Annotated in this window: 24 protein-coding genes; 8 read left to right on the top strand and 16 right to left on the bottom strand. The window is 61.4% G+C overall.

Annotation, left to right across the window (positions count from 1 at the left end; translation table 11 throughout):
* Positions 1-51 precede the first annotated feature (51 nt).
* The 10 genes from ACRRNM_RS10215 to ACRRNM_RS10170 form a co-directional block, all read right to left on the bottom strand.
* Positions 52-4,731 carry a glutamate synthase-related protein gene (locus tag ACRRNM_RS10215; protein WP_435628115.1) on the bottom strand — a complete coding sequence of 1,560 codons (4,680 nt, stop codon included), beginning with the start codon at positions 4,729-4,731 and terminating at the stop codon, positions 52-54.
* A gap of 122 nt (positions 4,732-4,853) precedes the next feature.
* The gene (gene gdhA / locus ACRRNM_RS10210) at positions 4,854-6,203 is read right to left on the bottom strand and encodes an NADP-specific glutamate dehydrogenase (protein ID WP_435628114.1); all 1,350 of its coding nucleotides are present in this window, start codon (positions 6,201-6,203) and stop codon (positions 4,854-4,856) included.
* Between the two features lie 142 nt (positions 6,204-6,345).
* On the bottom strand, positions 6,346-7,491 hold the full coding sequence (locus ACRRNM_RS10205) for a deoxyguanosinetriphosphate triphosphohydrolase (RefSeq protein WP_435628673.1): 1,146 nt from the start codon (positions 7,489-7,491) through the stop codon (positions 6,346-6,348).
* A gap of 4 nt (positions 7,492-7,495) precedes the next feature.
* Positions 7,496-8,581, bottom strand: coding sequence for a 3-dehydroquinate synthase (aroB, locus tag ACRRNM_RS10200; protein WP_435628672.1), 1,086 nt, complete (start codon positions 8,579-8,581; stop codon positions 7,496-7,498).
* Positions 8,582-8,597: 16 nt separating this feature from the next.
* Positions 8,598-9,173 carry a shikimate kinase gene (locus ACRRNM_RS10195; protein ID WP_435628113.1) on the bottom strand — a complete coding sequence of 192 codons (576 nt, stop codon included), beginning with the start codon at positions 9,171-9,173 and terminating at the stop codon, positions 8,598-8,600.
* Positions 9,174-9,243: 70 nt separating this feature from the next.
* The gene (pilQ, locus tag ACRRNM_RS10190) at positions 9,244-11,313 is read right to left on the bottom strand and encodes a type IV pilus secretin PilQ (RefSeq protein WP_435628112.1); all 2,070 of its coding nucleotides are present in this window, start codon (positions 11,311-11,313) and stop codon (positions 9,244-9,246) included.
* A 93-nt stretch (positions 11,314-11,406) separates the two neighbouring features.
* Positions 11,407-11,919, bottom strand: a complete 513-nt coding sequence (locus ACRRNM_RS10185; protein ID WP_435628111.1) for a pilus assembly protein PilP — start codon at positions 11,917-11,919, stop codon at positions 11,407-11,409.
* On the bottom strand, positions 11,916-12,545 hold the full coding sequence (locus ACRRNM_RS10180; protein WP_435628110.1) for a type 4a pilus biogenesis protein PilO: 630 nt from the start codon (positions 12,543-12,545) through the stop codon (positions 11,916-11,918). Before ACRRNM_RS10180 ends, ACRRNM_RS10185 begins: the two co-directional genes overlap by 4 nt.
* Before the next feature lie 4 nt (positions 12,546-12,549).
* Positions 12,550-13,113 carry a PilN domain-containing protein gene (locus ACRRNM_RS10175; protein WP_435628109.1) on the bottom strand — a complete coding sequence of 188 codons (564 nt, stop codon included), beginning with the start codon at positions 13,111-13,113 and terminating at the stop codon, positions 12,550-12,552.
* Positions 13,110-14,210 carry a pilus assembly protein PilM gene (locus ACRRNM_RS10170; protein ID WP_435628108.1) on the bottom strand — a complete coding sequence of 367 codons (1,101 nt, stop codon included), beginning with the start codon at positions 14,208-14,210 and terminating at the stop codon, positions 13,110-13,112. The genes ACRRNM_RS10175 and ACRRNM_RS10170 overlap by 4 nt, the downstream gene beginning before the upstream one ends.
* 149 nt (positions 14,211-14,359) lie before the next feature.
* On the opposite strand from ACRRNM_RS10170, the gene ACRRNM_RS10165 reads away from it, so the two are divergent.
* The 3 genes from ACRRNM_RS10165 to ACRRNM_RS10155 all read left to right on the top strand — a co-directional run bounded on the left by ACRRNM_RS10165 (position 14,360) and on the right by ACRRNM_RS10155 (position 18,100).
* Positions 14,360-16,675, top strand: a complete 2,316-nt coding sequence (locus ACRRNM_RS10165) for a penicillin-binding protein 1A (protein WP_435628107.1) — start codon at positions 14,360-14,362, stop codon at positions 16,673-16,675.
* 1 nt (position 16,676) lies between these two features.
* Positions 16,677-17,279, top strand: coding sequence for a nucleotidyltransferase domain-containing protein (locus ACRRNM_RS10160; protein WP_435628106.1), 603 nt, complete (start codon positions 16,677-16,679; stop codon positions 17,277-17,279).
* A 122-nt stretch (positions 17,280-17,401) separates the two neighbouring features.
* On the top strand, positions 17,402-18,100 hold the full coding sequence (locus ACRRNM_RS10155) for a pirin family protein (protein ID WP_435628105.1): 699 nt from the start codon (positions 17,402-17,404) through the stop codon (positions 18,098-18,100).
* A 354-nt stretch (positions 18,101-18,454) separates the two neighbouring features.
* Here ACRRNM_RS10155 and ACRRNM_RS10150 read toward each other — a convergent pair whose 3' ends face one another.
* The 6 genes from ACRRNM_RS10150 to thiD form a co-directional block, all read right to left on the bottom strand.
* Positions 18,455-18,901 (bottom strand): cold-shock protein, encoded by a 447-nt coding sequence (locus tag ACRRNM_RS10150; protein ID WP_435628104.1) that lies wholly within the window; start codon positions 18,899-18,901, stop codon positions 18,455-18,457.
* Between the two features lie 62 nt (positions 18,902-18,963).
* The gene (gene hemB / locus ACRRNM_RS10145) at positions 18,964-19,971 is read right to left on the bottom strand and encodes a porphobilinogen synthase (RefSeq protein WP_435628103.1); all 1,008 of its coding nucleotides are present in this window, start codon (positions 19,969-19,971) and stop codon (positions 18,964-18,966) included.
* A gap of 159 nt (positions 19,972-20,130) precedes the next feature.
* A complete protein-coding gene (gene yihA / locus ACRRNM_RS10140; RefSeq protein WP_435628102.1) occupies positions 20,131-20,730 on the bottom strand; it encodes a ribosome biogenesis GTP-binding protein YihA/YsxC in 600 nt (199 codons plus the stop codon).
* The gene (gene hemL / locus ACRRNM_RS10135; protein ID WP_435628101.1) at positions 20,730-22,010 is read right to left on the bottom strand and encodes a glutamate-1-semialdehyde 2,1-aminomutase; all 1,281 of its coding nucleotides are present in this window, start codon (positions 22,008-22,010) and stop codon (positions 20,730-20,732) included. Before hemL ends, yihA begins: the two co-directional genes overlap by 1 nt.
* Positions 22,007-22,654: a thiamine phosphate synthase gene (gene thiE, locus ACRRNM_RS10130; protein ID WP_435628100.1), complete on the bottom strand. Its 648-nt coding sequence runs from the start codon at positions 22,652-22,654 to the stop codon at positions 22,007-22,009. Before thiE ends, hemL begins: the two co-directional genes overlap by 4 nt.
* On the bottom strand, positions 22,626-23,465 hold the full coding sequence (gene thiD / locus ACRRNM_RS10125; protein WP_435628099.1) for a bifunctional hydroxymethylpyrimidine kinase/phosphomethylpyrimidine kinase: 840 nt from the start codon (positions 23,463-23,465) through the stop codon (positions 22,626-22,628). The genes thiE and thiD overlap by 29 nt, the downstream gene beginning before the upstream one ends.
* 82 nt (positions 23,466-23,547) lie before the next feature.
* Here thiD and gloA point away from each other — a divergent pair, with 82 nt between their 5' ends.
* The 5 genes from gloA to ACRRNM_RS10100 all read left to right on the top strand — a co-directional run bounded on the left by gloA (position 23,548) and on the right by ACRRNM_RS10100 (position 26,836).
* Entirely contained in the window at positions 23,548-23,931 is a 384-nt protein-coding gene (gene gloA / locus ACRRNM_RS10120; RefSeq protein ID WP_435628098.1) for a lactoylglutathione lyase, read from the top strand.
* Positions 23,932-23,962: 31 nt separating this feature from the next.
* The gene (locus ACRRNM_RS10115; RefSeq protein ID WP_435628097.1) at positions 23,963-24,598 is read left to right on the top strand and encodes an alpha/beta hydrolase; all 636 of its coding nucleotides are present in this window, start codon (positions 23,963-23,965) and stop codon (positions 24,596-24,598) included.
* Positions 24,595-25,509: an ATP-binding cassette domain-containing protein gene (locus tag ACRRNM_RS10110; RefSeq protein WP_435628096.1), complete on the top strand. Its 915-nt coding sequence runs from the start codon at positions 24,595-24,597 to the stop codon at positions 25,507-25,509. Before ACRRNM_RS10115 ends, ACRRNM_RS10110 begins: the two co-directional genes overlap by 4 nt.
* A 121-nt stretch (positions 25,510-25,630) precedes the next feature.
* Entirely contained in the window at positions 25,631-26,416 is a 786-nt protein-coding gene (locus tag ACRRNM_RS10105; protein WP_435628095.1) for an ABC transporter permease, read from the top strand.
* A gap of 9 nt (positions 26,417-26,425) precedes the next feature.
* Complete coding sequence (locus ACRRNM_RS10100; protein WP_435628094.1) at positions 26,426-26,836, top strand: CopD family protein; 411 nt, start codon at positions 26,426-26,428, stop codon at positions 26,834-26,836.
* Positions 26,837-26,839 lie beyond the last annotated feature (3 nt).

Below are 26,839 nucleotides of genomic sequence, written 5' to 3'. Positions count from 1 at the left end.
GAGCACGCGACGCCGCGATTCGCCCGCAAAACGAATTTATAGGGGTGTCCACTATGCGGCCTCCTTCTGCTGCGCCGCAATCTCCTGCAGGGCACGACGGTATTCGGTCGGCATGACCTTGATGAATTTCGGCAGGTATCGCGCCCAGTTGTCCAGGATATCTCTGGCGCGCGCGCTGCCGGTATGCTGCCAGTGGTTGCGGATGAACTCGCGCAGCACCTGCTCGTCAGCCCGGTTGAGGTGGTTGAAATGCACGCGACCGTGCGCCTCGACTTCGCCTGTCTCGCTGGCCTCTGCCTCGGCGGGTACGGGTTCGAGCTCCACCATCGCGAGGTTGCAGCGCTTCTCGAAGCCACCGTCCTCGTCGAGCACGAAGGCCACGCCGCCGGACATGCCCGCGGCAAAGTTGCGCCCGGTCTGTCCGAGCACGATGACCATGCCGCCGGTCATGTATTCGCAGCCGTGATCGCCCACGCCTTCCACCACCGCGACGGCGCCAGAGTTGCGCACCGCGAAACGTTCGCCGGCCACGCCGCTGAAGTAACACTCGCCGGAAGTCGCGCCGTACAGGACGGTGTTGCCGACGATGATGTTCTCGTGCGAGGCAATCTTCGCGTCCTTGGGCGGCATGATCGCGATGCGTCCGCCGCACAGCCCCTTGCCGACGTAGTCGTTGCCCTCGCCGCGCAACTCGAACGAAATGCCGTGCGCGAGGAACGCGCCGAAGCTCTGCCCCGCAGTGCCGCCGAACTTCACGCTGATGGTGTCGGTCGGCAGTCCCGCCTGGCCGTAGCGCTTCGCGACCTCATGCGACAGCATCGTGCCGACGGTGCGGTTCACGTTGGCGATCCCGCTCTCGATGGCCACCGGCTTCCTGTGGTTCAGCGCGCCCTGCGCCTTGGCGATCAGGGCGTTGTCCAGCGCCTTCTCCAGCTCGTGATCCTGTGCTTCGGCATGACGCCGAGCCACGCTGTCCGGCATGTCCGGCTGGTGGAAGATTCTTGAAAAATTCAGCCCCTGCGACTTCCAGTGCGCGATGCCCTGCCTCACGTCGAGCAGGTCGCTGCGCCCGATCAGGTCGTCAAACTTGCGGATACCGAGTTGCGCCATGTATTCGCGCACTTCTTCGGCGATGAAGAAGAAGAAGTTCACCACATGCTCCGGCTGGCCGGTGAATTTCTTGCGCAGCTCGGGATCCTGCGTGGCCACGCCCACCGGGCAGGTGTTGAGGTGGCACTTGCGCATCATGATGCAGCCTTCCACCACGAGCGGCGCGGTCGCGAAGCCGAATTCATCCGCGCCGAGCAGCGCGCCGATCAGCACGTCGCGCCCGGTCTTGATCTGGCCGTCCACCTGCAGCAGGACGCGGCCGCGCAACTGGTTCAGCACCAGCGTCTGCTGCGCCTCCGCCAGGCCGAGTTCCCACGGCGTGCCGGTGTGCTTGATCGAGGAGATCGGCGACGCGCCGGTGCCGCCGTCGAAGCCGGAGATCACGATGTGGTCCGCCTTGGTCTTGGCCACGCCGGCCGCGACCGTGCCCACGCCGACCTCGGAAACCAGCTTGACCGAGATCGACGCGGAAGGATTGGCGTTCTTCAGGTCGTGGATGAGCTGCGCGAGGTCCTCGATCGAATAGATGTCGTGGTGCGGCGGCGGCGAGATCAGGCCGACGCCCGGCACCGAGAAGCGCAGCTTGGCGATGTATTCGGTCACCTTGTGGCCGGGCAACTGCCCGCCCTCGCCTGGCTTCGCGCCCTGCGCCATCTTGATCTGGATCTGGTCGGCGCTCGCGAGGTATTCGGCGGTCACGCCGAAACGGCCGGAAGCCACCTGCTTGATGCGCGAGCGCAGCGAGTCGCCTTCCTTGAGTTCGTGGTCTCTGGCGATGCGGTTCTTGCCGATGATGTCGGACAGCATCTCGCCGCCCCCGAACGGCCTGGAGCGCGCCGCATCCTCGCCGCCCTCGCCGGTGTTGGATTTGCCGCCAATGCGGTTCATCGCGATCGCCAGCGTGGTATGCGCCTCGGTTGAAATCGAGCCGAGCGACATCGCGCCTGTGACAAAGCGCTTGACGATCTCCTTCGCCGGTTCGACTTCCTCGATCGGCACCGTTTTTCCAGCCTGCTTGACCTCGAACAGGCCGCGCAGCGTCTTCAGCTTGCCCGCCTGCTCGTTGATGAGCTTCGAATATTCCTTGAAGGTCGCGGCGCTGTTGGTGCGCGTGGCGTTCTGCAGCTTCGCGATGGTGTCCGGCGTCCACATGTGCTCTTCGCCGCGTGTGCGCCAGGCATACTCGCCGCCCGCGTCGAGCGCGTTGGCCAGCACCGGGTCGCTGCCGAAGGCGGCGCGGTGGGTGCGCAACGCCTCTTCGGCGACTTCGCCAAGGCCGATGCCCTCGATCTGGGTCGACGTGCCGGTGAAATATTTCTCGACGAATTCCGCATTGAGACCAATCGCCTCGAAAATCTGCGCGCCGCAATAGGACTGGTAGGTGGAGATACCCATCTTGGACATCACCTTCATCAGCCCCTTATTGATCGCCTTGATATAGCGTTTCTGGGCCTCAGCTGGCGTGATCGCACCGGAGGTCCGGCTGGCCAGTGTGTCCGCGGTCTCGAAGGCGAGCCAGGGATGCACCGCCTCTGCACCGTAGCTGGCGAGGGCCGCAAAATGATGCACTTCGCGCGCAGCGCCGGTCTCGATCACCATCCCGACCGAGGTGCGCAATCCCGTGCGAACCAGATGTTGATGCACGGCGGAGCAGGCGAGCAGCGACGGAATCGCAGCGCGCTCGCGGCTCACGGCGCGGTCGGAAAGGATGATCACGTTGTAACCTTCCCTCACCGCCCGCTCTACCCGGATACAAACCGCGTCAAGCGCCCGCGCCATGCCAGCCGTCCCGTCATCTGCCGGTGCCGTAATGTCCACAACGATGGAACGGAACGTGCCGTTGCTCAACTGTTCGATATGCTTCAGCTTCGCCATGTCGGCAGGCGGGAGAACCGGCTGGTGCGTCTCCAGCCGTGGCGTCGGCTCGGTCTCGTCGATGCCAAGCAGGTTGGGGTTTGGGCTGATGAGCGAGATCAGCGACATGACGATTTCCTCGCGGATCGGGTCGATCGGCGGATTGGTCACCTGCGCGAACAGTTGCTGGAAATAATCGAAGAGCGAGCGGTTCCTGTTCGACAACACCGGCAGCGCGGCGTCGATGCCCATCGAACCGATCGGCTCCTCGCCGCTCGCGATCATCGGCGCGAGGATGAACTTGAGGTCTTCCTGCGAATAACCGAACGCCTGCTGGGTATCCAGCAACGAGGCGTTGAGCTTCGTCTCACTTTTGACTTCGGGCAGGTCGCCGAGGAAATAGCGCGACTGCTCGACCCACTGGCGGTATGGCTTGGCCTTCGCAAGCTGGCTCTTGAGCTCCGCATCCTCGACGATGCGCCCGGCCTGCATGTCGATGAGGAACATCTTGCCCGGCTGCAGGCGCCATTTCTTGACGATCTTGTGCTGCGGGATGTCCAGCACGCCCATCTCGGACGCCATCAGCACCAGGTCGTCGTCGGTGATCAGGTAGCGCGCCGGACGCAGGCCGTTGCGGTCCAGCGTCGCGCCGATCATGCGCCCGTCGGTGAACGCCACGGCGGCAGGGCCGTCCCACGGCTCCATCAGTGCCATGTGGTATTCGTAGAAGGCACGGCGCTCCTCGTCCATCAGAGGATTACCCGCCCAGGCCTCCGGAATCAGCATCATCATCGCGTGCGGCAGCGAGTAGCCTCCCATCACCAGCAGTTCCAGCGCGTTGTCGAAACAGGCAGAATCGGACTGGTTTTCCACGATCAGCGGCCAGAGCTTGTCGAGGTCTTCGCCGAGCAGCTTCGAGGACATCGCCGCATGGCGCGCGGCCATCCAGTTCACGTTCCCGCGCACCGTGTTGATCTCGCCGTTGTGCGCGATCATGCGGAACGGATGCGCTCGCACCCATGTCGGGAAGGTGTTGGTGGAGAAGCGCTGGTGCACCAGCGCCAGCGCGCTGGCCACACTCTTGTCCTGCAGGTCGAGGTAATACTTGCCGACCTGGCCGGCGAGCAGCATGCCCTTGTAGACGATGGTGCGCGACGACAGCGAAGGAACATACAGGCTCTGGGAGCCTCCGAGGCTCCGCCGCACCTCGTGCTGCACGATCTTGCGGATCACGAACAGCTTGCGCTCGAACGCATCGGCATCGGGGCAATTTGCACCGCGTCCGATGAACACCTGGCGCACGACGGGCTCCGAGTTCCTGACGCTCTCGCCGAGGCCTGAGCCGTCCACCGGCACGTCGCGCCAGCACAGCAGCTGCTGCCCCTCGGCGGCGATCTTGTCGGCAAGGATCTGCTCGCAGGCTGCACGGATCGAGGCGTCGCGCGACAGGAACAGCATCCCCACGCCGTAGCTGCCCACCTCCGGCAATACGATGCCTTGTGCTGCACACTGTGCGCGGAAGAACGCATCGGGGATCTGCAGCAGGATGCCCGCGCCGTCGCCGGCCAGCGGATCGGCGCCCACCGCCCCGCGATGGGTCAGGTTTTCCAGTATCTGCAAGCCCTGGCGTACCATGTCATGGCTCGGCTTACCCTTGATATGCGCGACGAACCCGACTCCGCAGGCATCGCGCTCCTGGCGTGGATCGTACAGACCTTGTTGCGAGGGAGAAACAGAGAAGCTCACGGCATTCCTTGATCGAAACATTAAAGCAAACAGCAGTCGGCGACGTGCGGAGACAAATTCACCTACCACCCATCATCACCGGTCATTGTTCCCCGGATGGGGCAACACTTCAACTATCCGGCAATTCCTGATCCTCCATCAGGCTAGATCAGGCCGAGCGCCACCATCGACTTGGCAACCTTCATGAACCCGGCGATATTTGCACCAACGACATAGTTGCCCGTTGCGCCAAACTCTTCCGCCGTTTGATAGGTGTTTTCATGGATGTTGGTCATGATCTGGTCGAGCTTGTTCTCGGTGAACTCGAACGACCAGGCATCGCGGCTGGCGTTCTGCTGCATTTCGAGCGCCGAGGTCGCCACGCCGCCGGCATTGGCGGCCTTGCCCGGGCCGTAGGCGACCTTCGCATCGAGGAATATCTTGACGCCCTCCGGCGTGGTGGGCATGTTCGCGCCTTCGCCGACAGCGATGCAGCCGTTCTTGATCAGCGTCTGCGCATCCTTGCCGTTGAGTTCGTTCTGCGTCGCGGAAGGCATCGCAACCTGGCAGGGGATGTCCCAGATATTGCCCCCGGCTATATATTTCGCGTCCTTGTGATAATTTGCATAGTCGGCGATCCTGCGCCGCTCGACCTCCTTGAGTCTCTTGACGAGATCAAGGTCTATCCCTTTCTCATGGACGATGATGCCATTCGAGTCGGAACAGGCGACAACTTTGGCGCCGAGTTGGTTCAGCTTCTCGATCGTGTAGATCGCGACATTACCGGAACCGGAAACCACGCAGGTTTTGCCCTCAATCGTATCCTTGCGCGCCTTGAGCATCTCGCGCACGAAATAGACGGCGCCATACCCGGTCGCCTCCGTCCTGACGAGGGAGCCGCCCCAGCTGATCCCCTTGCCGGTCAGCACCGCAGACTCGTACTTATTGGTGATCCGTTTGTACTGGCCGAACAAATAGCCAAGCTCGCGGCCGCCAACGCCAATATCGCCCGCAGGGACGTCCGTGTATTCGCCGAGGTGCCGGTAGAGTTCGGTCATGAAGCTCTGGCAGAAGCGCATGATCTCATTGTCAGACTTGCCCTTCGGGTCGAAGTCGGAACCGCCCTTGCCGCCTCCAATCGGCATGCCGGTGAGCGCATTCTTGAATATCTGCTCGAAACCCAGGAATTTGATGATGCCGAGATAGACCGATGGGTGAAAGCGCAGGCCGCCCTTGTAGGGGCCGATGGCGCTGTTGAATTCGACGCGGAAACCGCGGTTGATGTGGACGACCCCCTTGTCATCCTGCCATGGCACGCGAAAGATGATCTGGCGCTCGGGTTCGCAGATGCGTTCGATAATCTTCTGGTCGGCGAATTCCGGATATTTGACGAGCACAGGGCCGAGCGACTCGAGCACTTCATGGACGGCCTGATGAAACTCATCCTCTCCAGGATTCCTCGCCTTGACCTGCTGATAGATCGTTTCGATTTTCTCTCCCAACGCCGCTGCCATGTCGTCTCCAATCAGTTAAGTGCTTGCTTGTAAATTTCACCCATAAACATCCACGCCCGCAGGTCGGGAAAAATGGGGGAGGCATTCTAGCCGCAATATCTGCTTGCCACAAGTTGACTTCGTAGCCTTGGGCGAGGGGGTGTCAAAAGCCACCCGGCATCTCCTCCGCCGCGAAAATGCGGCGGTGTTCGCGGATGGCATAACGGTCGGTCATACCGGCGATATAGTCGGCCACCGCGCGTGCGCGCTCCGGCTCCGTCTGCCCGGCGGCCGGCTGGAATTGCGGCGGCAGCAGGCGGCCGTCCGCCATGAAGATGCCGAACAGGTCGCTGACGATGCGCTGCGCCTTGACGCTCATGCGCATCACGCGATAGTGGCGGTACAAATGGGTATGCAGAAAGCTTTTCAGCACGCGCTGCCGCTCATGCATCTCAGGACTGAAGGCGATCATTGCCGCGGTACTGCGCACGTCCTCTAGCGTGGCCGGTTTCAACACGGCGATATTGTGTTCGCTCTGCTGGATCAGGTCGGACACCAGCGTGTTGATCATGCGCCGCACGGTTTCATGCACCACGCGCCGCTCCGGCAACGCGGGAAAGGCGTGGCGCACTTCCTGCAGATGCATCGCCACCAGCGGCACGGTGGCGAGTTGCTCGAGCGTAATCAGGCCGGAGCGCAGGCCGTCGTCCACGTCGTGGTTGTTGTAGGCGATCTCGTCGGCGAGGTTGGCGATCTGCGCTTCCAGCGAAGGACGCTGGTTCTTCAGAAATCGTTCGCCCAGTTCGCCGAGTTGTACTGCCTTGTCTGGCGAGCAATGCTTGAGGATGCCCTCGCGCGTCTCGAAGGTGAGGTTCAGCCCGTCGAACGCGGCATAGCGTTCTTCCAGCAGGTCCACCACGCGCAGCGACTGCAGGTTGTGCTCAAAGCCGCCATATTCCTTCATGCAGGCATTCAGCGCATCCTGCCCGGCATGGCCGAACGGCGTGTGGCCGAGGTCGTGCGCCAGGGAAATCGCTTCGGCGAGGTCTTCGTTCAGGCGCAGGCGGCGCGCGATGGAGCGGGCGATCTGCGCCACTTCGATGCTGTGGGTCAGGCGGGTGCGGAACAGGTCGCCTTCGTGGTTCACGAACACCTGGGTTTTGTATTCGAGGCGGCGGAACGCGCCGGAATGGATGATGCGGTCGCGGTCGCGCTGGAATTCGCTGCGGCCGTGCGGTGCGGCTTCAGCGATTTTCCGGCCGCGCGAATTGGCCTCGCTGACGGCGTAGGGAGCCAGGCCGCAAGCCATCGGCTCAGCCATGCACGCAGGCTTCCAGGGTCTGCCGCAACAGGGCAGGGGGCACATCGCCGTACACCACCGCGCGGCCGAGCTCCTTGAGCAGCACGAAGCGCATCTTGCCGCCTTCCACTTTCTTGTCCAGTTCCATCAATTCGAGATACTTTGCCGCACCCAGATCGGGGGCGACGGTGGGCAGCCTGGCGCGTTCGAACAGGCTGCGAACGCGCGCCACGTCCTGCGCGCCGATCCAGCCGAGGCGCTGCGACAAGTCTGCCGCCATGATGGTGCCGGCCGCGACGCCCTCGCCGTGCAGCCAGTTGCCATAGCCCATGCCCGATTCGATCGCATGTCCGAAGGTGTGCCCCAGGTTCAGCAGGGCGCGCTCGCCGCTTTCGCGTTCGTCCGCCGCGACGACCTCGACCTTGTTCCGGCAGCTGCGCGCGATAGCGTATTGCAGGGCGCCCGTATCGCGTGCCAGCAGTTTGTCCATGTTCTGCTCCAGCCATTCGAGGAACGGCAGGTCGCGGATCAGGCCGTATTTGATGACCTCGGCGAGGCCCGCCGCAAGCTCGTTGTCCGGCAGGGTGTTCAGCGTGTCGGTATCGGCCAGCACCAGCTGCGGCTGGTAGAACGCACCGATCATGTTCTTGCCGAGCGGATGGTTGATGCCAGTCTTGCCTCCCACCGAGGAATCCACCTGCGCGAGCAGCGTGGTGGGTATCTGGATGAACGGCACGCCGCGCAGATAGGTCGCGGCGGCATAGCCGGTCATGTCGCCGATCACGCCGCCGCCGAGCGCGATCAGCGGGGTGGTTCGTTCACAGCGGTTGGTCAGCAGCGCGTCGTAGATCAGGTTGAGCGTGGCGGAGTTTTTATATTCTTCGCCATCCGGCAGGATAACCGGTATGGCGCTGACATCAATGCCCTGCAGGGTTTTCTGGAGTTTTTCCAGATACAGCGGCGCCACCGTCGCATTAGTCACGATGGCTGCCCGCTTACGCGGCAAAACGCCCTGCAGCAACCCTGCCTGTCCGAGCAGCCCGCTGCCGATGTGTATCGGATAACTGCGCTCCCCCAATCCTACTGTCAGTATTTGCATCATCTTCCGGCTAATTTCATTGTCTGGTTTTTCTGAATGCCTCAATTTCATCTGCGAGATGCAGCATCAGGGCATGCGCGCTCTGCTTGCCGCTCTGCACGACGATGTCAGCGACCTGCCGATACAAGGGGTCGCGCTGCTGGAACAGTTCCGTCAACTTGGCGTACGGGTCGGCGGCTTGCAGCAGCGGGCGGTTGCGGTCATGGCGGGTACGCTGCCACAAATCGTGAGCGCTCGCCTTCAGATAGATAACGATGCCGTTCTGCTGCAGCAACTCGCGGTTCGACTCCAGCAGCACCGCCCCGCCGCCGGTTGCCAGAACCATGTTGTCGCGCCCCACCAGATCGCAAATGGCTGCCCTTTCGCGCTGGCGAAAACCGGCTTCGCCCTCGACATCGAAAATATGCGGAATCGTCACGCCGGTGCGCTTCTGGATTTCCTCGTCGCTGTCCACAAAAGCCTTGCCAAGATGCCTGGCCAGCACACGTCCCATGGTGGTCTTTCCCGAGCCCATCATGCCCACCAGAATCAGGTTGCCTGACCGAAACTTGCGATCCCCCTCGGGGTGGTTGATTAGCTGGCTGTTTTGCATGCTGCAATTGTAAACGATAAAAACAAAAGCCCGGACTAGGCCGGGCCAGTGCTTAATTAAATCTGCTAGATCAGCGCAGGCTCATCTCATCCTTCATGATCTTGGGGGTAATAAAGATCAGCAACTCCGACTTGTTGTCCGTCTTGGTGTTATTCTTGAACAGCCAGCCGACAACTGGCACATCCCCAAGCAGCGGAACCTTCTGCGTGGCATCGGAAATGTCCTGGGTAAAGACGCCGCCGATCACAACCGTACCGCCGTTTTCGACCAGCACTTCCGTATTTACCTTCTTGGTATTGATGCTCGGTACGCCGCCAAATATGGCGCCCACGCTATCCTGGTTTGCCGCAACTAGCATGTTGATATGGTCATCCGGCGTAATTTGCGGGGTCACGCTGAGGCTCAGCGTCGCATCCTTGAATGAAACACTGGTGGCGCCGCTACTGGTAGCCGCCTGATAAGGAATTTGCGTGCCTGATGAGATAGTGGCCGCAACTTTGTCCTTTGTCACTACGCGCGGGCTGGCAATATTCTTGGTCACGCCATCCAGTTCCGACGCGGTCAATTCCAGCGTCAACACCTTGGTGGCCAGCGGATTGAACAGCGACAGCGTCAACCCGCCCGTCCCGCTGGCTGCGCCAGGGAGATTGACATTGGGCTGGATGAGGGCCCGCGTTGCCGTTGGCGTATTGGCACCCACCGAAAACCCTGCATTGGGGCCGACGGCAGGGCCGGTATAGCCCAGCTTCCCGCCCAAAGTCCGGGTAAACTGATCGCCCGCCGAAACAAAGCGCGCCTCGATCAACACCTGCCGTACCGGTACGTCGATTTGCTTGATGATCTTGCGCACTTCCTCGAGGCGCGAAGGAGTGTCCTGAATGAATATCGTGCCGGTGCGGGCATCGGATACCGCGCTGCCGCGTTTCGACATGATGGGCTGCTTCGGATCGGTCAGCAATTTGATCATCTCACCTACCGTCTGGTAGCTGAGCTGAAAACTCTCGGTACGCAACTCCTCCAGATCGGAAATTTCCTGGCGCGCGGCCAAGTTTATTTTCTCCTTGGCAGCAATTTCTTCGCGGGGCGCAACCTGAATCACGTTACCGTTCTTGCGCATATCCAAGCCGCGACTCTGCAGGATGATATCCAATGCCTGATCCCAAGGCACATCCTTGAGGCGCAGAGTGAGATTACCGCTCACCGTATCGCTGATGACCATGTTCAGTTCGGTGAAATCGGCAATCACATTCAATGCCTCGCGCACATCAATCTTCTGGAAGTTGAGCGTCAGCTTTTCACCCGCATAGCCGATTTGAGTGCCCTTGACCAGCTTGTTGGGATCATCGGCCAATGGCTTCACTTCGACGATGAACTTATTGTCTGTCTGATAGGCCGCGTGCTCCCACAACCCCTTGGGTTCAATCACCATGCGCACGTTGTCACCCTGCACGAAGGTATCCACCCCTTGTACCGGGGTTGCGAAATCAACTACATCCAGCTTGCGCTGCAGATTACGCGGCAGGCTGGTTTTGAGGAAATCGACGATCAGCGTCGTGCCCTGCTGGCGGATGTCGATGCCGGTGCCGGGATCGGAAAGGTCAACCTGGATGCGTCCTTCGCCATTCTTGCCGCGCCGGAAATCGATGTCGCGCAGGGTATGCTTTTGCACACCCTGTTTGGCCTCGGCAAACCGTGATGCCGTATCGGCCGCTGCAGCCCGATTCGCCGCCTTGCCCTGCAGGGTAATCAACAGGCTGTTACCGTCGATTTTGGTATCGTAGGCAAGCATCTGGTTGAGATTGATCACCAAACGGGTACGGTTGCCGGCCTGCACAATATTGGCGCTACGCAAGTCGCCTTCGCTGAAATCCTGTGCAGATTTCCCCAGCCCGTTTGCAGTATTGGGAAAATCCAGCGCGATGCGCGGCGGAGTGTTGATGGTAAAACCGGCCGGCACATTGGCCAGCGGCTGCGCCAGCTCGACCTTGATGACTGTCGTCCCGTCACCGGCGCGGCTGACATTCAACGCAGTAATGCTGTTTTGCACGTCGGCTTGAGCCTGTGCGCCGCACAGGCCAAATGCAACAAACATGCCCAGCATTCGCACGATGCCACTGAGAATGGAATTAAGTCGTTTCATTGTCTTACTCCTAAACCGGCATAGCCGGATCGAACATTAATAACGCAGAAATGCGCAGGCAACCGGCTAGCGCCGTTAAAGCCAAGACCCGCATCATTCAATCAACTGAAGGCTGCTCATGCGCTCTGACCAGTCGCCGGCACTATCCTGCACCATTTCCTTAACTTTCACTCCCGTGTCAGTCACTTCCTGGATCAATCCGAAGTTCAAACCGGCATAGTTACCGGCTTTAACCCGATGCAGTTTGCCATCCGGCGCACGAATCACCGCATAACCGATCTTGTTCTGGTAAAGGTAACCGACCATCCTCAGCCCTTCGAGCGGAAACTCCTCCAAAGCCTCTTTGGGGCGATCCAGGTCAGGCTGGTTTATTCCGGCACGGCTTCCGGAGCGCAACTCCGGTTTGCGCGGCTTGAACGGATCGGGCAAACTTGCCTCGTTGTTATAGGCAAAAGGCTCGTATGGTTTGACCTCTGGCGGCGGTGGGATCTTGCCGCGCATGTCCGCGCCGGCATTCTTGACAAAATCGCGCAAATCCTGGAATTCCTCGCCCCCACACCCGGCCAGCAGCAGCGTAGCCAGCACAAGATAAATAAGCCTCATCATTTTTTCACTCCTGCTGGCTTGGCTGCTTTCTTCTGTGCCGATGCTTCCGCTTCATCCAGATAGCGGAAAGTCTTTGCGGTAGCGTCCATGGACAATCCCGTGCCAACCGGATTTATCGCTATGTCATTGAGCGTGACGATGCGTGACAGCATCGCGATATCGCTGGAGAATTTTCCGATATCATCATAGCTCCCGGTCACCTTGATCGTAATCGGCTGCTCGGCGAATGTACCGTCCCGCACCGTTTCTGCACCCGGACGGAACAATTCAAACTGCAAGCCACGCCCCAGCCCTGCCTGATTGATGTCCGTCAACAGCGCATCCATTTCGGATTTGCTTGGCAACTGCTTGAGTAGAGCACCAAAGGATTCCTGGGTTTCGGTGAGTTGCTTCTTGATCAAGTCCAGGTTGATCGCCTGTTTTTTCTTGGCCAGGAAGGTTTCCTTGAGGCTGCCCTCCTCTTTCTTGATGGTTTGCAGATTCCCCCACTGATCCTGCCAGTCAAGCAGCGCGCCAGCGATCACCACGCAGAGGAACAGAGCAACAAAGGTAATGATCTTCACCGGCCATGGCCAAGCACCGGGGTTCTTCGGGTTTAGGTTTTTCAGGTCTTCCAGTTTCATCATGGCATTAACCCTTTGTGCCGGCGGTGTTCTGCTTGGTCAGGTTGAATGTCAGCGTAAACTCGCTTACCCGCGCACCGCCCGCACCGGAGGCATGAATCTCCACCAAGGCCGGTGAATCAAGCCACGGCGAATCCTCGATCGCCCTCATCAAGGTGGAAATCCGTGCATTGGACTGCGCATAGCCGACCACATTGATTTTATTGCCCGTCTGCTTGAGCGTCTTGAGGTGCACGCCATCCGGCAGGATGCGCAGCATCTGGTCCAGCAAGTGCACCACGTCCGAACGGTCACTTTGCAGTTTTTCCACCGCATCCTTGCGGATCAGCAGGGATTGCGTCTGCTCCTGGAGCTTCTTGATTTCCGCAATCTGTTTGTCCAGCACCGCCGTCTCCTGCTTCAGGTATGCATTGCGCCTTTCCTGGTAGGAAATCTGTGCACTGATATAGCCATGCACAAACCCCACCAGCAATGCCCCCAGCACTACGAAGATCACGCTCAGTGCGGCAAACTGGATCTGGCGGGCGCGCCGCTTTTCGGCGCGATGCGGCAATAAGTTTATGCGTATCATGATGGGTCGAACCTCCGCATCGCCAGTCCGCAGGCGACAATCAGGGACGGCGCGTCCATCTGCAACTGACGCGGCTTGATGCGGCTCGACAGCGTCATCAGGGCAAACGGGTTGGCCACCATGGTGCTGACCTGGGTGCGGGTCGCCACCGCATCGTCCAGACCTGGCAGCACCGCGCACCCTCCCGCCAGCACGATGTAGTCCACCTCATTGTATTGCGTCGAAGTAAAGAAGAACTGCAGCGCCCTAGCAATTTCCATCACGACGCTCTCGCGAAAGGGCGACAGCACATCGCTTTCATAGTTATCCGGCAATCCGCCACTGCGCTTGGCCGCCTCCGCCTCGTCGGCGGACAAACCGAACATCGCCTGAATCTGCTGCGTCAACTGGTCGCCGCCGACCTGCTGGTCCCGCGAATAGACCGACTGGCCATTACGCAGCACATTGACGTTCATCACGTTCGAGCCGACATCGACCAGCGCGACGCACTTGTCCACCGCGTTGTCCGGTAACTGGGCGCTTATCTGTTCAAACGCCGTTTCGGCCGCATAGGGCTCGACGTCGACGACCAGAGCCTTCAAGCTTGCCGCCTGAGCGGCTGCGACGCGGTCTTCGACATTGGCCTTGCGCGAAGCGGCCAGCAACACTTCGAGCTCTTCAGGATTGCCGGGGGCGGGACCGATCACCTGAAAGTCAAGATTGACCTCATCCAGCGCGAACGGAATATACTGGTTTGCCTCGGATTCGACCTGATATTCTAGGTCTTCTTCGCGCATACCGGCCGGCAGCAGAATTTTCTTGGTAATCACCGCCGCGGCGGGAAGCGCTAGGCTGACGTTCTTGATGCGGCTGCCCAAGCGCTTCCAGGCGCGCTGAAGGGTCTCCGCCACTGCATCGAGGTTGTTGATGTTGCCATCGGTGACGGCATCCTTGGGGAGCGGCTCGATCGCGTAGCGCTCCACGACATACCCGCCTTTTTTTGGCAATTCGCTCAGTTCAACCATCTTGACGGAGGATGCACTGATATCCACGCCTATCATGGGTGGAGTCTTGGTCTGCAGAAAGTCCAGCGGGATATCAAAATTTACTTTTGGCATAGGCCGTTTAGCGCTTTTCCGTACAAAGTGGTTTAAATCCTAGCAATAACTATAAATCATGTAAAGTTATTTTTGGAGGGTCATTTTATCCGCGAGCCGATATAATTGCGCCCACCATATCATCAATTTCTCTTTCCAGACAACTGCACATGCTTTCCCGCCGCTGGCTGCTCCCGATCCTTGCAGCGCTGACCCTGCTTTCACTCCCGGCAATATTGCTTGGCTTGGCGGTCATGCTGGCATACCCGACACTACCTTCGCTGGAGGCGCTCACCGACTACCGCCCCAAGATTCCGCTACGCGTTTACAGCGCCGAAGGCGCGCTGCTCGGCGAGTTTGGCGAGGAACGGCGCGCGCTGGTCAAAATTTCCGAAGTCCCCGACGTGATGAAGAAGGCCATTCTCGCCGCCGAGGACGACCGTTTTTATGAGCATGGCGGCGTAGATTACATGGGGGTGCTGCGCGCGGCAATCTCCAACTTCACCGCCGGTGGTGCGAAACAAGGGGCAAGCACCATCACCATGCAGGTGGCGCGCAATTTTTTCCTTTCCAAGGAAAAGACTATGACGCGCAAATTCAATGAGGTATTGCTCGCCTTCAAGATCGAGCACAACCTGAGCAAGGACGAAATCCTGCAGCTCTACTTCAACCAGATCTACCTCGGCCAGCGCGCCTACGGCTTCGCGGCGGCATCCCAGGTCTATTTTGGCAAGCCGCTCGGCCAGGTGACCTTGGCCGAGGCAGCCATGCTCGCCGGCCTGCCCAAGGCGCCCTCCTCATATAACCCCGTGGTCAATCCAAAGCGTGCCAAACTGCGCCAGGCTTACGTGCTACGCCGCATGCACGAGCTGCACTTTATCGACGACGAGCAACTCCGCCTCGCCCAGCAGCAGCCCATCACCGCCAAGCACGGCACTCAGGAATACGGCACCAAGTCGGACTACATCGCAGAAATGGCCCGCCAGGCCGTTTATGAGAAATACCACGAAGATACCTACGCGCTGGGCTTCAAGGTCTACACCACCATCCGCCAGCAGGAGCAACTCGCCGCATACCAGGCCGTCCGCGCCGGCGTGCTGGAATACGACCGCCGCCACGGCTATCGCGGCCCGGAAGGTTTTATCGACCCGAAAAAAGGCAGTGGCGAAGAATATCTGGAAGAGGCGCTGCAGGAAGTCGCCGACAACGACGACCTGATTCCCGCCGTGGTGCAGGAAGCCTCGCCCAAACTGGTCCGCGCCTATTGCAAGGGCGGGGAAGTCGCCGAAGTCAGCGGCGAAGCCCTGCAATTCGCCCAGCGCGCGCTGAACGGCAAGGTCGCCCTGAACCAGCGCATCATCCCCGGCTCGGTCATCCGCCTGCAGAAGGACGAAAAGGGGGTCTGGCAGATAAGCCAGCTTCCACAGGTCGAAGCTGCCTTCGTTTCCGCGGATCCGCGCGACGGTGCTATCCACGCGCTGGTCGGCGGCTTCAATTTCGGGCGCAACCAGTTCAACCGCATCACTCAGGCCTGGCGGCAGCCGGGATCAAGCCTCAAGCCCTTCATTTACTCCGCCGCACTGGAAAAAGGCTTCACGCCCGCCACGGTGATCAATGACGCGCCCCTGATGTTCGACGCCGAGCAAACCGGCAGCGAGCCCTGGCAGCCGAAGAATTTCGATAACGAATATGCCGGCCCGATGCGCATGCGCAGGGCACTGACCAAGTCGAAGAACCTGGTCTCCATCCGCATCCTGCAATCCATCACGCCGCAATACGCCCAGGACTACCTCACCAAATTCGGCTTCGACGCCGACAAGCACCCGCCCTATCTCACCATGGCGCTGGGCGCCGGCTCCGTCACCCCCATGCAGATGCTGACCGGCTATTCGACCTTCGCCAACGGCGGCTTCCGCGTCACCCCCTACTTCATCGAGCGCATCGAAGACGCCCAGGGCAAGGTGCTGCTCAAGACCAGGCCGGTCACGGCGGGCGAGGATGCGGAACAGGTCATCGACGTGCGCAACGCCTACACCATGATCAGCATGATGCAGGACGTGGTCAAGCACGGCACCGCCATCCGCGCCATGCAGCTCGGCCGCCAAGACCTGGCCGGAAAGACCGGCACCACCAGCGACTCGATAGATGCCTGGTTCTGCGGCTTCCAGCCCACCCTGGTCGGCATCGCCTGGATGGGCTTCGACCAGCCACGCAGCCTGGGCGACAAGGAAACCGGCGGCGGCGCGGCCCTGCCGATCTGGATGAGCTACATGGAAAAGGCGCTCAAGGACGTACCGCAGGCCGAATACGCCATGCCGGACAACATGACCGTCGTGCGCATCAACGAGGCAGGGTATCGCGACCCGAACGGCTCGCTGTTCGAGTCTTTCTACCAGGAGAATATCCCGCCCGAGCAGGCCATGCCACCTCCTGCTCCCAGCGGGGAAGCGCGGCCGGTGGATACAGTCAAGGACCAGCTGCTCTGACATGTCCAAGGAACACAAAAACCATAACGGCAAACGCGACCTGATGCGCGAGCAGCTCGCGCACCTGGCCGCCAAGCTGATGGCCGAGGGCGGCATCACCGACCACGCCTTCGCCAAGCGCAAGGCCGCGCGGCAACTCGGCGCATCCGACACCCAGCACCTGCCCAGCAACCAGGAAGTGGACGAGGCGCTGCACAGCTACCGCGCGCTGTATCAGCACGACAGCCACCCGGACATCCTGCGCCTATTGCGCGAGGAAGCCCTTTCCATCATGCGCCTGCTGGAGCCGTTCCACCCCTACCTCACCGGCTCGGTGCTGAGCGGCACGGCGGGTGCGCACTCCGACATCAACCTGATGCTGTTCTCCGACGACGCCAAGGCCGTGCTGCTGTTCCTGCTCAAGCACAACATCGACTTCGAGGACGGCGAATGGAAAGCGCAGGTAGGCGGCCACGAGGAGACCGTGCCGAGCTACACCCTGACCGGCGAATCCGGCATGCAGACCCACATCGTCGTGCTGCCCGAGAACGCCCGCCACAGCGGCAGCCGCCACCCGGAGACCCATGCCGACATCGCGGCAGTGGAGATGCTGCTGGCTGGCTAATCTCAAGCCATCAAATAAGCTCCATTACCCATTGCCCAGTCGCGGCCGATCTGGGTAAGCTGCGGACAACGTCTTTCCCCGAAAACAGACCGGAACCTCTTCAACTTGAACGGAGGCTCGCCATGATCACGCTACGCAAGGCAAATGAACGCGGCCACGCGCACCACGGCTGGCTGGAAAGCTGGCATAGCTTCTCCTTCGCCGACTACCAGGACCACAAGCATATGCGCTTCGGCGCATTGCGCGTCATCAACGAGGATATCGTGCAGCCCGGCAGGGGCTTCGACACCCACGGCCACCGCGACATGGAAATCATCACCTTCATCCTCTCCGGCCGCCTGCGCCACCGCGACAGCATGGGCAACGGCGAGGACATCCACGCCGGCGAAATACAGTTGATGCGCGCGGGCAGCGGCGTGCAGCACAGCGAATTCAACCCCTCGGACAGCGAAGCGGTGCACCTGCTGCAGATCTGGATCATGCCTGACGAACAAGGGCTTGCGCCGGGCTACTGGCAGAAGACCTTCCCCGACGAGGCTAAACGCGGACGCTGGTGCCTGCTGGTCTCGCCCGATGCGGCGAACGGCTCGCTGCGCATCCACCAGAACGCACGCCTCTCGGCCGCGCTGCTGGATGGCGCGGAGACACTGGACTACCCCATCGCCGCGGGACGCAGGGCCTACCTGCATGTCGCGCGCGGCAGCTTGCAGGCCAATGGATATGAACTGAACGCGGGGGATGCGCTGATGTATGTCGATGAGGCGCGGGTCAGCCTTGCGGCGGGGAAGAGGGCGGAGGTGTTGTTGTTTGATTTGGCGTAGGGTGCGGAACCGCGCTGTCTCTAAGGCCGTTCGTGCTGAGCTTGTCGAAGCATGAAAGGCCGTAATCAAAAGTAACTTCGCCGGGGGTAGCCCGGCAGCTAGTTACCTTTCTTGTCTTGCCAAGAAAGGTAACTCAAAGAAGGCGCCCCCGGTTTGCCGCCCCCTTCGGGGGTTCCCTGCGTTGCTCGCCTAGTCAGGCTGCTGCGGAACTCGCGCTACGCGCTCAGACAGTCCTCGCCGAGATCCCCTGACCAGCCTCCACTACTCAGCGGCGCACAGGGGAAGGGCAAATGGAAATTCAAAATCATTAATGCGTAGATTTGAATTGCTGCGTGGTCACGATGTGCCCATGGCTCAACGAAATCGCTTGCAAACCTGCTTTTCAATGAAGCTGCCTATCCGCAGAAGCAATAAGGACAACTCTCGCCAAATCACTTCTATCGCTGGTTCATTAAACTCTTTAAGAGAGTGCCCGCAGACAGGACAAAGGGAACGCTCTGGCTGTCCGCGATAAGTAACAATGCGTGGGCTGACGCGATTGTTGCACGACATACATATGACCCGTCCGTCTCCTGGCGCTGTGTTATTGGAGTCATCGATCAAAGTGACAGAACTAGCCGCAACTCCCTTCGTCCGTTGTATCGGCACAAAATGTACTTGCTGCCCTGTCCGTGGCAAGTTCGCTCCTATGACATCTTTGACACGAAAGTGTCTATCTGTTTTGTCTTCACCAACGATATAGCCATAGCCTTTTTCGGCTGAGAACCACTTTACAACACCATCTTGGATTGGCTCGGACATATGCTTAATGAAAACTAACGAAAAGTAGACAACCTAATAACCCGAATCTTTAGTTTTAAGCCTCAATCGTGCTGCTTCAACCACTTCGCCGCATCCAGCGCAAAGTAAGTCAATATCCCATCCGCCCCCGCTCGCTTGAACGCCAGCAGCGCCTCCAGCACGCAGGCCTGCTCGTTGAGCCAGCCGTTCTGCGCGGCGGCCTTGAGCATCGCGTATTCGCCGCTGACCTGGTAGACGAAGGTCGGCGCCTTGAATTCGTCCTTCACGCGGCGCACGATGTCGAGGTAGGGCATGCCGGGCTTGACCATCACCATGTCCGCGCCTTCCTGCAGGTCGAGGCCTACTTCCCAGAGCGCCTCGTCGGAGTTGGCCGGGTCCATCTGGTAGGTGTACTTGTTGCCGGAACCGAGGTTGCCGCTGGAGCCGACCGCATCGCGGAACGGGCCGTAGAAGCTGGAGGCATACTTGGCGGAGTAGGCCATGATGCGTGTGTGGATGCAGCCCTTGCGATCCAGCGCGGCGCGCACCGCGCCGATGCGCCCGTCCATCATGTCGGAGGGGGCGACGATGTCGGCGCCTGCCATCGCATGGACTTGCGCCTGCTGCGCCAGCACGGCCACGGTCTCGTCGTTGAGCACGTAGCCGCTGGCGTCGATCAGCCCATCTTGGCCGTGGCTGGTGTAGGGGTCGAGCGCGATGTCGGTCATCACGCCGAGTCCGGGGAAATTTTTCTTCAGTTCGGCGACCACGCGCGGCACGAGGCCGTCCGGGTTGTAGGCCTCCTTGGCGTCCAGGCTCTTGAGCGGCGCGTCGATCACCGGGAAGATCGCCATCACCGGGATACCGAGCTTCACGCACTGCTCGGCGTCCTTAAGCAGCAGGTCCAGGGTCTTGCGCTGCACCCCCGGCATGGACTTCACGTCCTCGACCTTCTGGCTGCCTTCGAGCACAAAGACCGGGTAGATGAAGTCCGCCGGTGTGAGCACATGCTCACGCATCAAGTCCCGTGAAAATGCGTCGTGACGCATGCGGCGCATGCGCTTATGAGGGTATTGGCCGAGTGTCTGCATGATTTTTTCCCGAATTGTGGTCTTCGATTGAACTATTTCAGAGAACGCTAATCTGATGCTGTGAATGATGATGAATCGTTCCCCGTTTCTCCTCCCTGAGCGGGTCGTCTTAACCCCCTGTTAAGACATTTTTAAGCCCCCGGTATCCGGGGGCTTTTTTTATCCATTGTCCTTCAGCCAGCCGGCGATCACCGCTTCCGCCTCCTCCATGCCGATCTTCTTCAGGCTGGAGAACAACTGCACGGAGCACTGCGGAAAATGCTCGGCCAAGTGAGATTTTACGCGATTCAGGGTCAAGGTGGCCTGCTGGCGGCTGAGCTTGTCCGACTTGGTCAGCAGGATATGCACCGGCTTGCCGGTCGGCGCGAACCAGTCCAGCATGTTCTCGTCCAGCTCGGTCAGCGGGCGGCGCGCGTCCATGATGACCACCAGACCGCACAGTTCTTCGCGGGTCTGCAGATATTTGCTCAGCAGGTTCTCCCAGTGCTGCTGCACGTCCGGCGGCACTTTGGCGTAACCGTAGCCGGGCAGGTCGACCAGGAAGTTGTTGTCGCCGAGCGAGAAATAGTTGAGGTGCTGGGTGCGCCCCGGCGTCTTGCTGGTGTAGGCCAGCCGGGTGTGGTTGGCCAGCGTGTTGATTGCGCTCGACTTGCCCGCGTTGGAGCGCCCGACGAACGCGACTTCCCTCCCGCCGTGCAGCGGCAGATCGTGCAAATGATTGACCGTAGTAAAAAACTGGGCCTGAGAGAACAGTCCCATTACCAGACGGCGAAAATCTTGTCGGCCGCGGCAATGGTCGCGGCGATATCCGCCTCGCTATGCGCGGCAGAGACGAAACCAGCCTCGAACGCCGACGGCGCGAGGTAGTGGCCCGCGTCCAGCATCGCGTGGAAGAAGCGGTTGAACGCCTCCTTGTCGCATGCCATCACCTCGGCGTAGCTGGTCGGCAAGGCCTTGCTGAAATACAGGCCGAACATGCCGCCAACGGATTGCGCGCAGAATTGGATGCCATGCTTCTGCGCGGCCGCAGTCAGACCTTCGGTGAGCTGCTTCGCGAGTTGCGACAGGCGCTCGTAGAAACCGGCTTGCTGCACCAATTTGAGCGTGGCCAACCCCGCCGCGACAGCGACCGGGTTGCCGGACAGCGTGCCTGCCTGGTACACCGGGCCGAGCGGAGCGAGGCATTGCATGATGTCGCGCCGCCCGCCGAAGGCCGCCGCGGGCAGGCCGCCGCCCATCACCTTGCCGAGCGTGACCAGATCCGGCTTGACGCCGTAATGTCCCTGCGCGCCCTGCAGCCCGACGCGGAAGCCGGTCATCACCTCGTCGAGAATCAGCACCGCACCGTGCTTGGTGCACAGGTTGCGCATCGCGTCGAGAAACTCGCGCTTCGGCGCGACGAGGTTCATGTTGCCCGCAACCGGCTCGACGATCACCGCCGCGATTTCCTTGCCCATCTCGGCGAAGGCCTTCTCCAGTCCGGCGGCATCGTTGTAATCCAGCACCGTGGTAAGTTGAGCGATCTCCGCAGGCACACCGGAAGAGCTCGGCTGACCGAAGGTCAGCGCGCCGGAGCCGGCCTTGACCAGCAAACCGTCGGAATGGCCGTGGTAACAGCCCTCGAACTTGACGATGCGCGAACGGCCGGTGAAGCCGCGCGCGAGGCGGATCGCGCTCATCGTCGCCTCGGTGCCGGAGCTCACCAGCCGCACCATCTCCAGACTCGACAGCAGCTTGCACAGCAGATTGGCGAGTTCCAGCTCGCTCGCCGTCGGCGCACCGAAACCCAGGCCCTGCGCGGCCGCATCCTGCACCGCCTTGACCACCTCGGGATGGCAGTGCCCGACGATCATCGGCCCCCAGGAGCCGACGTAATCGGTGTATTTCTTGCCGTCCGCATCCCACACGCTGGCGCCCTGCCCGCGCTGAAAGAACAGCGGCGTGCCGCCGACCGAGCGGAAGGCGCGCACCGGCGAATTCACCCCGCCGGGGATGACTTTCTGCGATTGATCAAATAGCTCTTGGTTGTGCGAAGTCATACTGATTTACCTTGCTCAAATAAATTGTAAAATTCTCTTGCCGCACCCTCGACATCCGGCGCGGAAAACACCGCCGAAATCACCGCCAGCGCATCCGCCCCCACTTCGATCAGTTGCGTGCCGTTCTGCGCGGTGATGCCGCCGATCGCGACAATCGGCACCGCCAGCTCGCGGCGCGCCTGTTGCAACAACTCCGGCGTCGCCGCCACCGCCTGCGGCTTCACCGTCGAGGCGAAGAAGCTGCCGAACGCCACGTAATCCGCGCCCTGCCACACCGCCTCCTGCGCCAGCACGAGGCGATTATAGCAAGACACCCCTATCAGCCTGCCGCCGCCGAGCAGCGCGCGCGCTTCCGCGATGCTGCCGTCCTCACCGCCGAGGTGCACGCCGTCCGCCTCCACCTGCTGCGCCAGCGCAACGTCGTCGTTGACGATCAGTTGCGCACCGAATTCGCGCGCCAGTTCGCGCAAGGCTTGCGCCTGCTTCAGGCGCAGCGCCGCATCGGCGGCCTTGTTGCGGTACTGCAGCACCCGCGCCCCGCCCCGCAGGGCGAGGCGTACCCTGTGCAGCAGCTCCGCCGTGTCGCTTTCGTCCGGCGTGATCGCATACAACCCTTTAATTCGGGCGTTCAGGTTTTGGTTCATCCTCTTCGCCGCGCGCCCAGAACAAGCGATCCGGGATATGCTGTCCCATGCCAGGACGAAAACCTGCACTCAATGTCTGCCAGGTATATTCCTGCGCCTCCTTGACCGCCTCCGGCACGTCCACGCCCTGCGCCAGGAGTGCCGCGATTGCGGAGGCCAGCGTGCAGCCGGAGCCGTGATAGATGCCCGGCAGCCGCGCCCAGCTGTCGCTGCGCAGCACGCCGCGCTCGCCATAAAGCGTGTTGATTACCTTGGGCGTCTGCTCGTGCGTGCCGGTAATCAACACGTACTCGCAACCCAGAGCCAGGATGCGCCTGGCGCATTCGTCGAGGGCCGGGTCGTCCTCTTCATCGTTCTCATCCAGCGCGAGGCGGCGTGCCTCCATGCTGTTCGGCGTAATGATGGTGGTCTGCGGGATCAGCAGCTCGCGCATCGCATCCAGCATATCCTCGTTCGCGAGTTCGTCGCCGCGCCCCGAGGCCAGTACCGGGTCGAGCACCAGCGGGATGTCCGGATAATCCGCGAGGATCTCGGCGATGGCCGCGATGTTCTCCACGCTGCCGAGCAGGCCGATCTTGAATGCCGCGACCGGCACGTCCTCAAGCATCGCGCGCGCCTGGTCCACCACCCACTCGGGGTCGATCGGCAGCACGTCGTCCACGCCGCTGGTGTCCTGCACGGTGATCGCCGTGACCACCGACAGCGGATGGCATCCCATGCTGGAAATGGTCAGCAGGTCGGCCTGCAGGCCGGCGCCGCCGCTGGGATCGGTCGCGGCGAAACTCATGACGAGCGGGAAGGATTCGGACATGATGGGGCGATGGTAAAATGCGCTTTCGGACGGGTATTTTACCCTATAACCCCCAAGATAATTTCAAAAGAATGGAGCCGCTATGCGTATCCTGCACACCATGCTGCGTGTTGTCGATCTGGAAAAATCGCTCGCCTTCTACACCGGCGTGCTCGGCATGAAATTGCTGCGCCGCACCGATTACCCCGAAGGCAAGTTCACCCTGGCCTTCGTCGGCTACGGTGACGAGGCGCAGGGCGCGGTGATAGAGCTCACCCACAACTGGGGCGTGGAAAAGTACGAACCCGGCAACGCCTTCGGCCACATCGCGATCGAGGTGGCCGACGCCTATGCCGCCTGCGACAACATCAGGCAGCGCGGCGGCAGGGTGGTGCGCGAGGCCGGGCCGATGAAGCACGGCAGCACCGTGATCGCGTTCGTCGAGGACCCGGACGGCTACAAGATCGAACTGATCCAGAAGAAATAATCCCGGCACCCCGCCAACTCCCGGAGGCCGCTTGGCTACACAACGCAAGACAATTTTTGCCGGGCCAGCCGGCCATCTCGAGGGCATGCTGCACCTGCCCGACGATGAGCCGCGCGCGGTGGCCGTGGTCGCGCACCCGCTGCCCACCATGGGCGGTACGATGGACAACAAGGTGGTGACGACCCTGGCGAAGGCCTTCGCCGAGCTGGGCTTTGCCGCGTTGCGCTTCAACTTCCGCGGAGTGGGCGAAAGCGCCGGCAGCTACGACCACGGCGACGGCGAGACGTGGGACGCGATCGCGGCAGCCGAGCACCTGCGCGGCGAATACCCCGGCCTGCCGCTGATCCTCTCCGGCTTTTCCTTCGGCGGCTACGTGCAGGCGCGCGCGGCCGAAGCCTTGCAGCCGCAACACCTGGTGCTGGTCGCGCCCGCCGTGGAGCGCTTCACCCCTTCGACAGGGCTCGGGGCAGGCATGCCGCCGGTGCCAGCCGACACCCTGCTGATCCACGGCGACCTGGACGAGGTGGTGGAACTCGATGCGGTGCTGCGCTGGGCGCGCCCGCAGCACCTGCCCGTCGTCGTGCTCGCGGGCGCGGACCATTTCTTCCACGGGCGGCTGGCGCAGCTCAGGCAGATCGTGCTGCGGCACTTCGGAGGGCAGCCATGAATGCGGTGATAAGCGCGCGCAACCTGCGCAAATTCTACGGCGGACAACTGGTGGTGAACGGGCTGAACCTGTCCATCCGGTGCGGCGAGTGCTTCGGCCTGCTCGGACCGAACGGCGCGGGCAAGACCACCACGCTGCGTTTGCTGCTCGGTCTGATCGCGCCGGACGCGGGCGAACTGCGGCTGCTGGACCATCCCGTTCCGGGCGAAGCACGCCCTGCGCGGCTGCGCGTCGGCGTGGTGCCGCAGATGGACAACCTCGATCCGGACTTCACGGTAGCGGAAAACCTGCTGGTGTATGGCCGCTACTTCGGCATGAGCGATGCGGCCATCGAGGCGCGCCTGCCGGAACTGCTGGAGTTCGCCAACCTGACCGGCAAGCGCGACGCACGCGTGCCGACCCTGTCCGGCGGCATGAAGCGGCGGCTGACCCTGGCGCGCGCGCTGGTGAACGACCCGGAGGTCATCTTCCTCGACGAGCCGACCACCGGACTCGACCCGCAGGCGCGCCACCTGATCTGGCAACGGCTGCGCGAGCTGACCGCGCGCGGCAAGACGCTGCTGCTCACCACGCACTTCATGGACGAGGCCGAGCGGCTCTGCCACCGCCTCGCGGTGATGGACAACGGACGCATCATCAGCGAAGGCTCGCCGCGCGAACTCATCGAGCGCAACATCGAGCCGCAGGTGGTCGAGGTGTTCGGCGAGGGCGCGGCGGAATGGGCGCAGGGCCACGCGGCACGCCATGCGCAGCGCTTCGAAGTGAGCGGCGAAACGGTATTTTGCTATGTGCAGGATGCGCAACCGCTGCTGCATGAGTTGCAGCAGCATCCGGAACTGCGCTACTTGCATCGCCCGGCGAATCTGGAAGATGTTTTTTTGAAACTGACCGGCAGGGAGATGCGCGAATGACTCCAGGTAACTCGTTGGGGATGGTGCGCTGTTGTAGGAGCGCAACTTGTTGCGCGAGTCCTGAATCGCCCGGCAAGCCGGGCTCCTACAATGCACGAGTAATCCAATTGGCAGTGATGGAATGAAAACAAGAATCTTCGCGCCACCGCGCCCGAGCCTCCGCTTCGTCCCGATCTGGCGGCGCAACTTCCTCGTGTGGAAGAAGATGGCCGGCTCGTCGATCCTCGGCCATCTCGCCGATCCGGTGATCTACATGCTGGGCCTGGGCTACGGGCTGGGCGGGATGCTGCCGGAGGTCGGTGGCATGTCCTACATCGCCTTCCTCGCCGCCGGGACGGTGTGCTACAGCACCATGAACAGCGCGAGCTTCGAGGCCTTGTATTCCGGCTTCGCGCGCATGCACGAGCAGCGCACTTGGGAGGCGATCCTCAACACCCCCATCACACTAGACGACATCGTGTTCTCGGAAATCGCCTGGGCAGCGAGCAAAAGCCTGCTCTCCGGCCTCGCGGTGCTCGCGGTGATCTGGCTGCTCGGGCTGTCGCATTCGCCGCTCACGCTGTGGCTCATCCCGCTCGCGCTGCTGGTCGGCCTGTGCTTCGCCTCGCTCGGGCTGATCATGACCGCCGTCGCGCCCGGCTACGACTTCTTCATGTACTACTTCACGCTGGTGATCACGCCGATGGTGCTATTATGCGGCGTGTTTTTCCCGGTCGACCAGTTGCCGCCGCTGCTGCAAAACATATCGGCCTTCCTGCCGCTGACGCACGCGATCGACCTAGCGCGGCCGCTGCTGAACAACACAATTCCGGCGCAGCCCCTGTGGCATGCCGCCGTGCTGCTGGCCTACGCGCTGCTGGGTTTTTACGTGTCGCTGGTGCTGTTCCGGCGGCGCTTGTCGCAATGAGGATAGTTCATGCTGTGGGTTAAATCGTTTCATATCATTTTCGTGGTGAGCTGGTTCGCGGGTCTGTTCTATCTGCCGCGCATCTTCGTCAACCACGCGATGGCGACCGAGCCTGCCGAAATCGCGCGGCTTAAACTGATGGAGCGCAAGCTGTACCGCTTCGTCACGCCGATTGCCTGGCTGGCGATCGGTTTCGGCCTGTGGCTCTGGCTGGGCTACGGCATCGGCGGCGGCTGGATGCATGCCAAACTTCTGCTGGTGCTGGTGCTGCTGGGCTACCACCGCTATTGCGGTCACCTGGTCAAGCTGTTCGCCGAAGACCGCAACACGCGCAGCCATGTGTTCTACCGTTGGTTCAACGAGATGCCCGTGCTGCTGCTGATCGCCATCGTCATCCTCGTCACCGTCAAGCCCTTCTGATCC

Source organism: Ferrigenium straubiae (genome assembly GCF_051257895.1).
Classification (GTDB): Bacteria; Pseudomonadota; Gammaproteobacteria; order Burkholderiales; family Gallionellaceae; genus Gallionella; species Gallionella straubiae.
This window is presented reverse-complemented; position numbering and strand designations above follow the sequence as displayed.

Coding starts and splice junctions, on each gene's coding strand:
- ACRRNM_RS10110 (WP_435628096.1), top strand. CDS start 24,595: ATGAATGCGGTGATAAGCGCGCGCAACCTGCGCAAATTCTACGGCGGA.
- gloA (WP_435628098.1), top strand. CDS start 23,548: ATGCGTATCCTGCACACCATGCTGCGTGTTGTCGATCTGGAAAAATCG.
- ACRRNM_RS10180 (WP_435628110.1), bottom strand. CDS start 12,545: ATGATGAAACTGGAAGACCTGAAAAACCTAAACCCGAAGAACCCCGGT.
- ACRRNM_RS10160 (WP_435628106.1), top strand. CDS start 16,677: ATGTCCAAGGAACACAAAAACCATAACGGCAAACGCGACCTGATGCGC.
- thiD (WP_435628099.1), bottom strand. CDS start 23,465: ATGTCCGAATCCTTCCCGCTCGTCATGAGTTTCGCCGCGACCGATCCC.
- yihA (WP_435628102.1), bottom strand. CDS start 20,730: ATGGGACTGTTCTCTCAGGCCCAGTTTTTTACTACGGTCAATCATTTG.
- ACRRNM_RS10175 (WP_435628109.1), bottom strand. CDS start 13,113: ATGATACGCATAAACTTATTGCCGCATCGCGCCGAAAAGCGGCGCGCC.
- ACRRNM_RS10185 (WP_435628111.1), bottom strand. CDS start 11,919: ATGATGAGGCTTATTTATCTTGTGCTGGCTACGCTGCTGCTGGCCGGG.
- ACRRNM_RS10195 (WP_435628113.1), bottom strand. CDS start 9,173: ATGCAAAACAGCCAGCTAATCAACCACCCCGAGGGGGATCGCAAGTTT.
- ACRRNM_RS10170 (WP_435628108.1), bottom strand. CDS start 14,210: ATGCCAAAAGTAAATTTTGATATCCCGCTGGACTTTCTGCAGACCAAG.
- aroB (WP_435628672.1), bottom strand. CDS start 8,581: ATGCAAATACTGACAGTAGGATTGGGGGAGCGCAGTTATCCGATACAC.
- thiE (WP_435628100.1), bottom strand. CDS start 22,654: ATGAACCAAAACCTGAACGCCCGAATTAAAGGGTTGTATGCGATCACG.
- hemB (WP_435628103.1), bottom strand. CDS start 19,971: ATGCAGACACTCGGCCAATACCCTCATAAGCGCATGCGCCGCATGCGT.
- ACRRNM_RS10215 (WP_435628115.1), bottom strand. CDS start 4,731: ATGTTTCGATCAAGGAATGCCGTGAGCTTCTCTGTTTCTCCCTCGCAA.
- ACRRNM_RS10150 (WP_435628104.1), bottom strand. CDS start 18,901: ATGTCCGAGCCAATCCAAGATGGTGTTGTAAAGTGGTTCTCAGCCGAA.
- ACRRNM_RS10105 (WP_435628095.1), top strand. CDS start 25,631: ATGAAAACAAGAATCTTCGCGCCACCGCGCCCGAGCCTCCGCTTCGTC.
- hemL (WP_435628101.1), bottom strand. CDS start 22,010: ATGACTTCGCACAACCAAGAGCTATTTGATCAATCGCAGAAAGTCATC.
- ACRRNM_RS10100 (WP_435628094.1), top strand. CDS start 26,426: ATGCTGTGGGTTAAATCGTTTCATATCATTTTCGTGGTGAGCTGGTTC.
- gdhA (WP_435628114.1), bottom strand. CDS start 6,203: ATGGCAGCGGCGTTGGGAGAGAAAATCGAAACGATCTATCAGCAGGTC.
- ACRRNM_RS10205 (WP_435628673.1), bottom strand. CDS start 7,491: ATGGCTTGCGGCCTGGCTCCCTACGCCGTCAGCGAGGCCAATTCGCGC.
- pilQ (WP_435628112.1), bottom strand. CDS start 11,313: ATGAAACGACTTAATTCCATTCTCAGTGGCATCGTGCGAATGCTGGGC.
- ACRRNM_RS10165 (WP_435628107.1), top strand. CDS start 14,360: ATGCTTTCCCGCCGCTGGCTGCTCCCGATCCTTGCAGCGCTGACCCTG.
- ACRRNM_RS10155 (WP_435628105.1), top strand. CDS start 17,402: ATGATCACGCTACGCAAGGCAAATGAACGCGGCCACGCGCACCACGGC.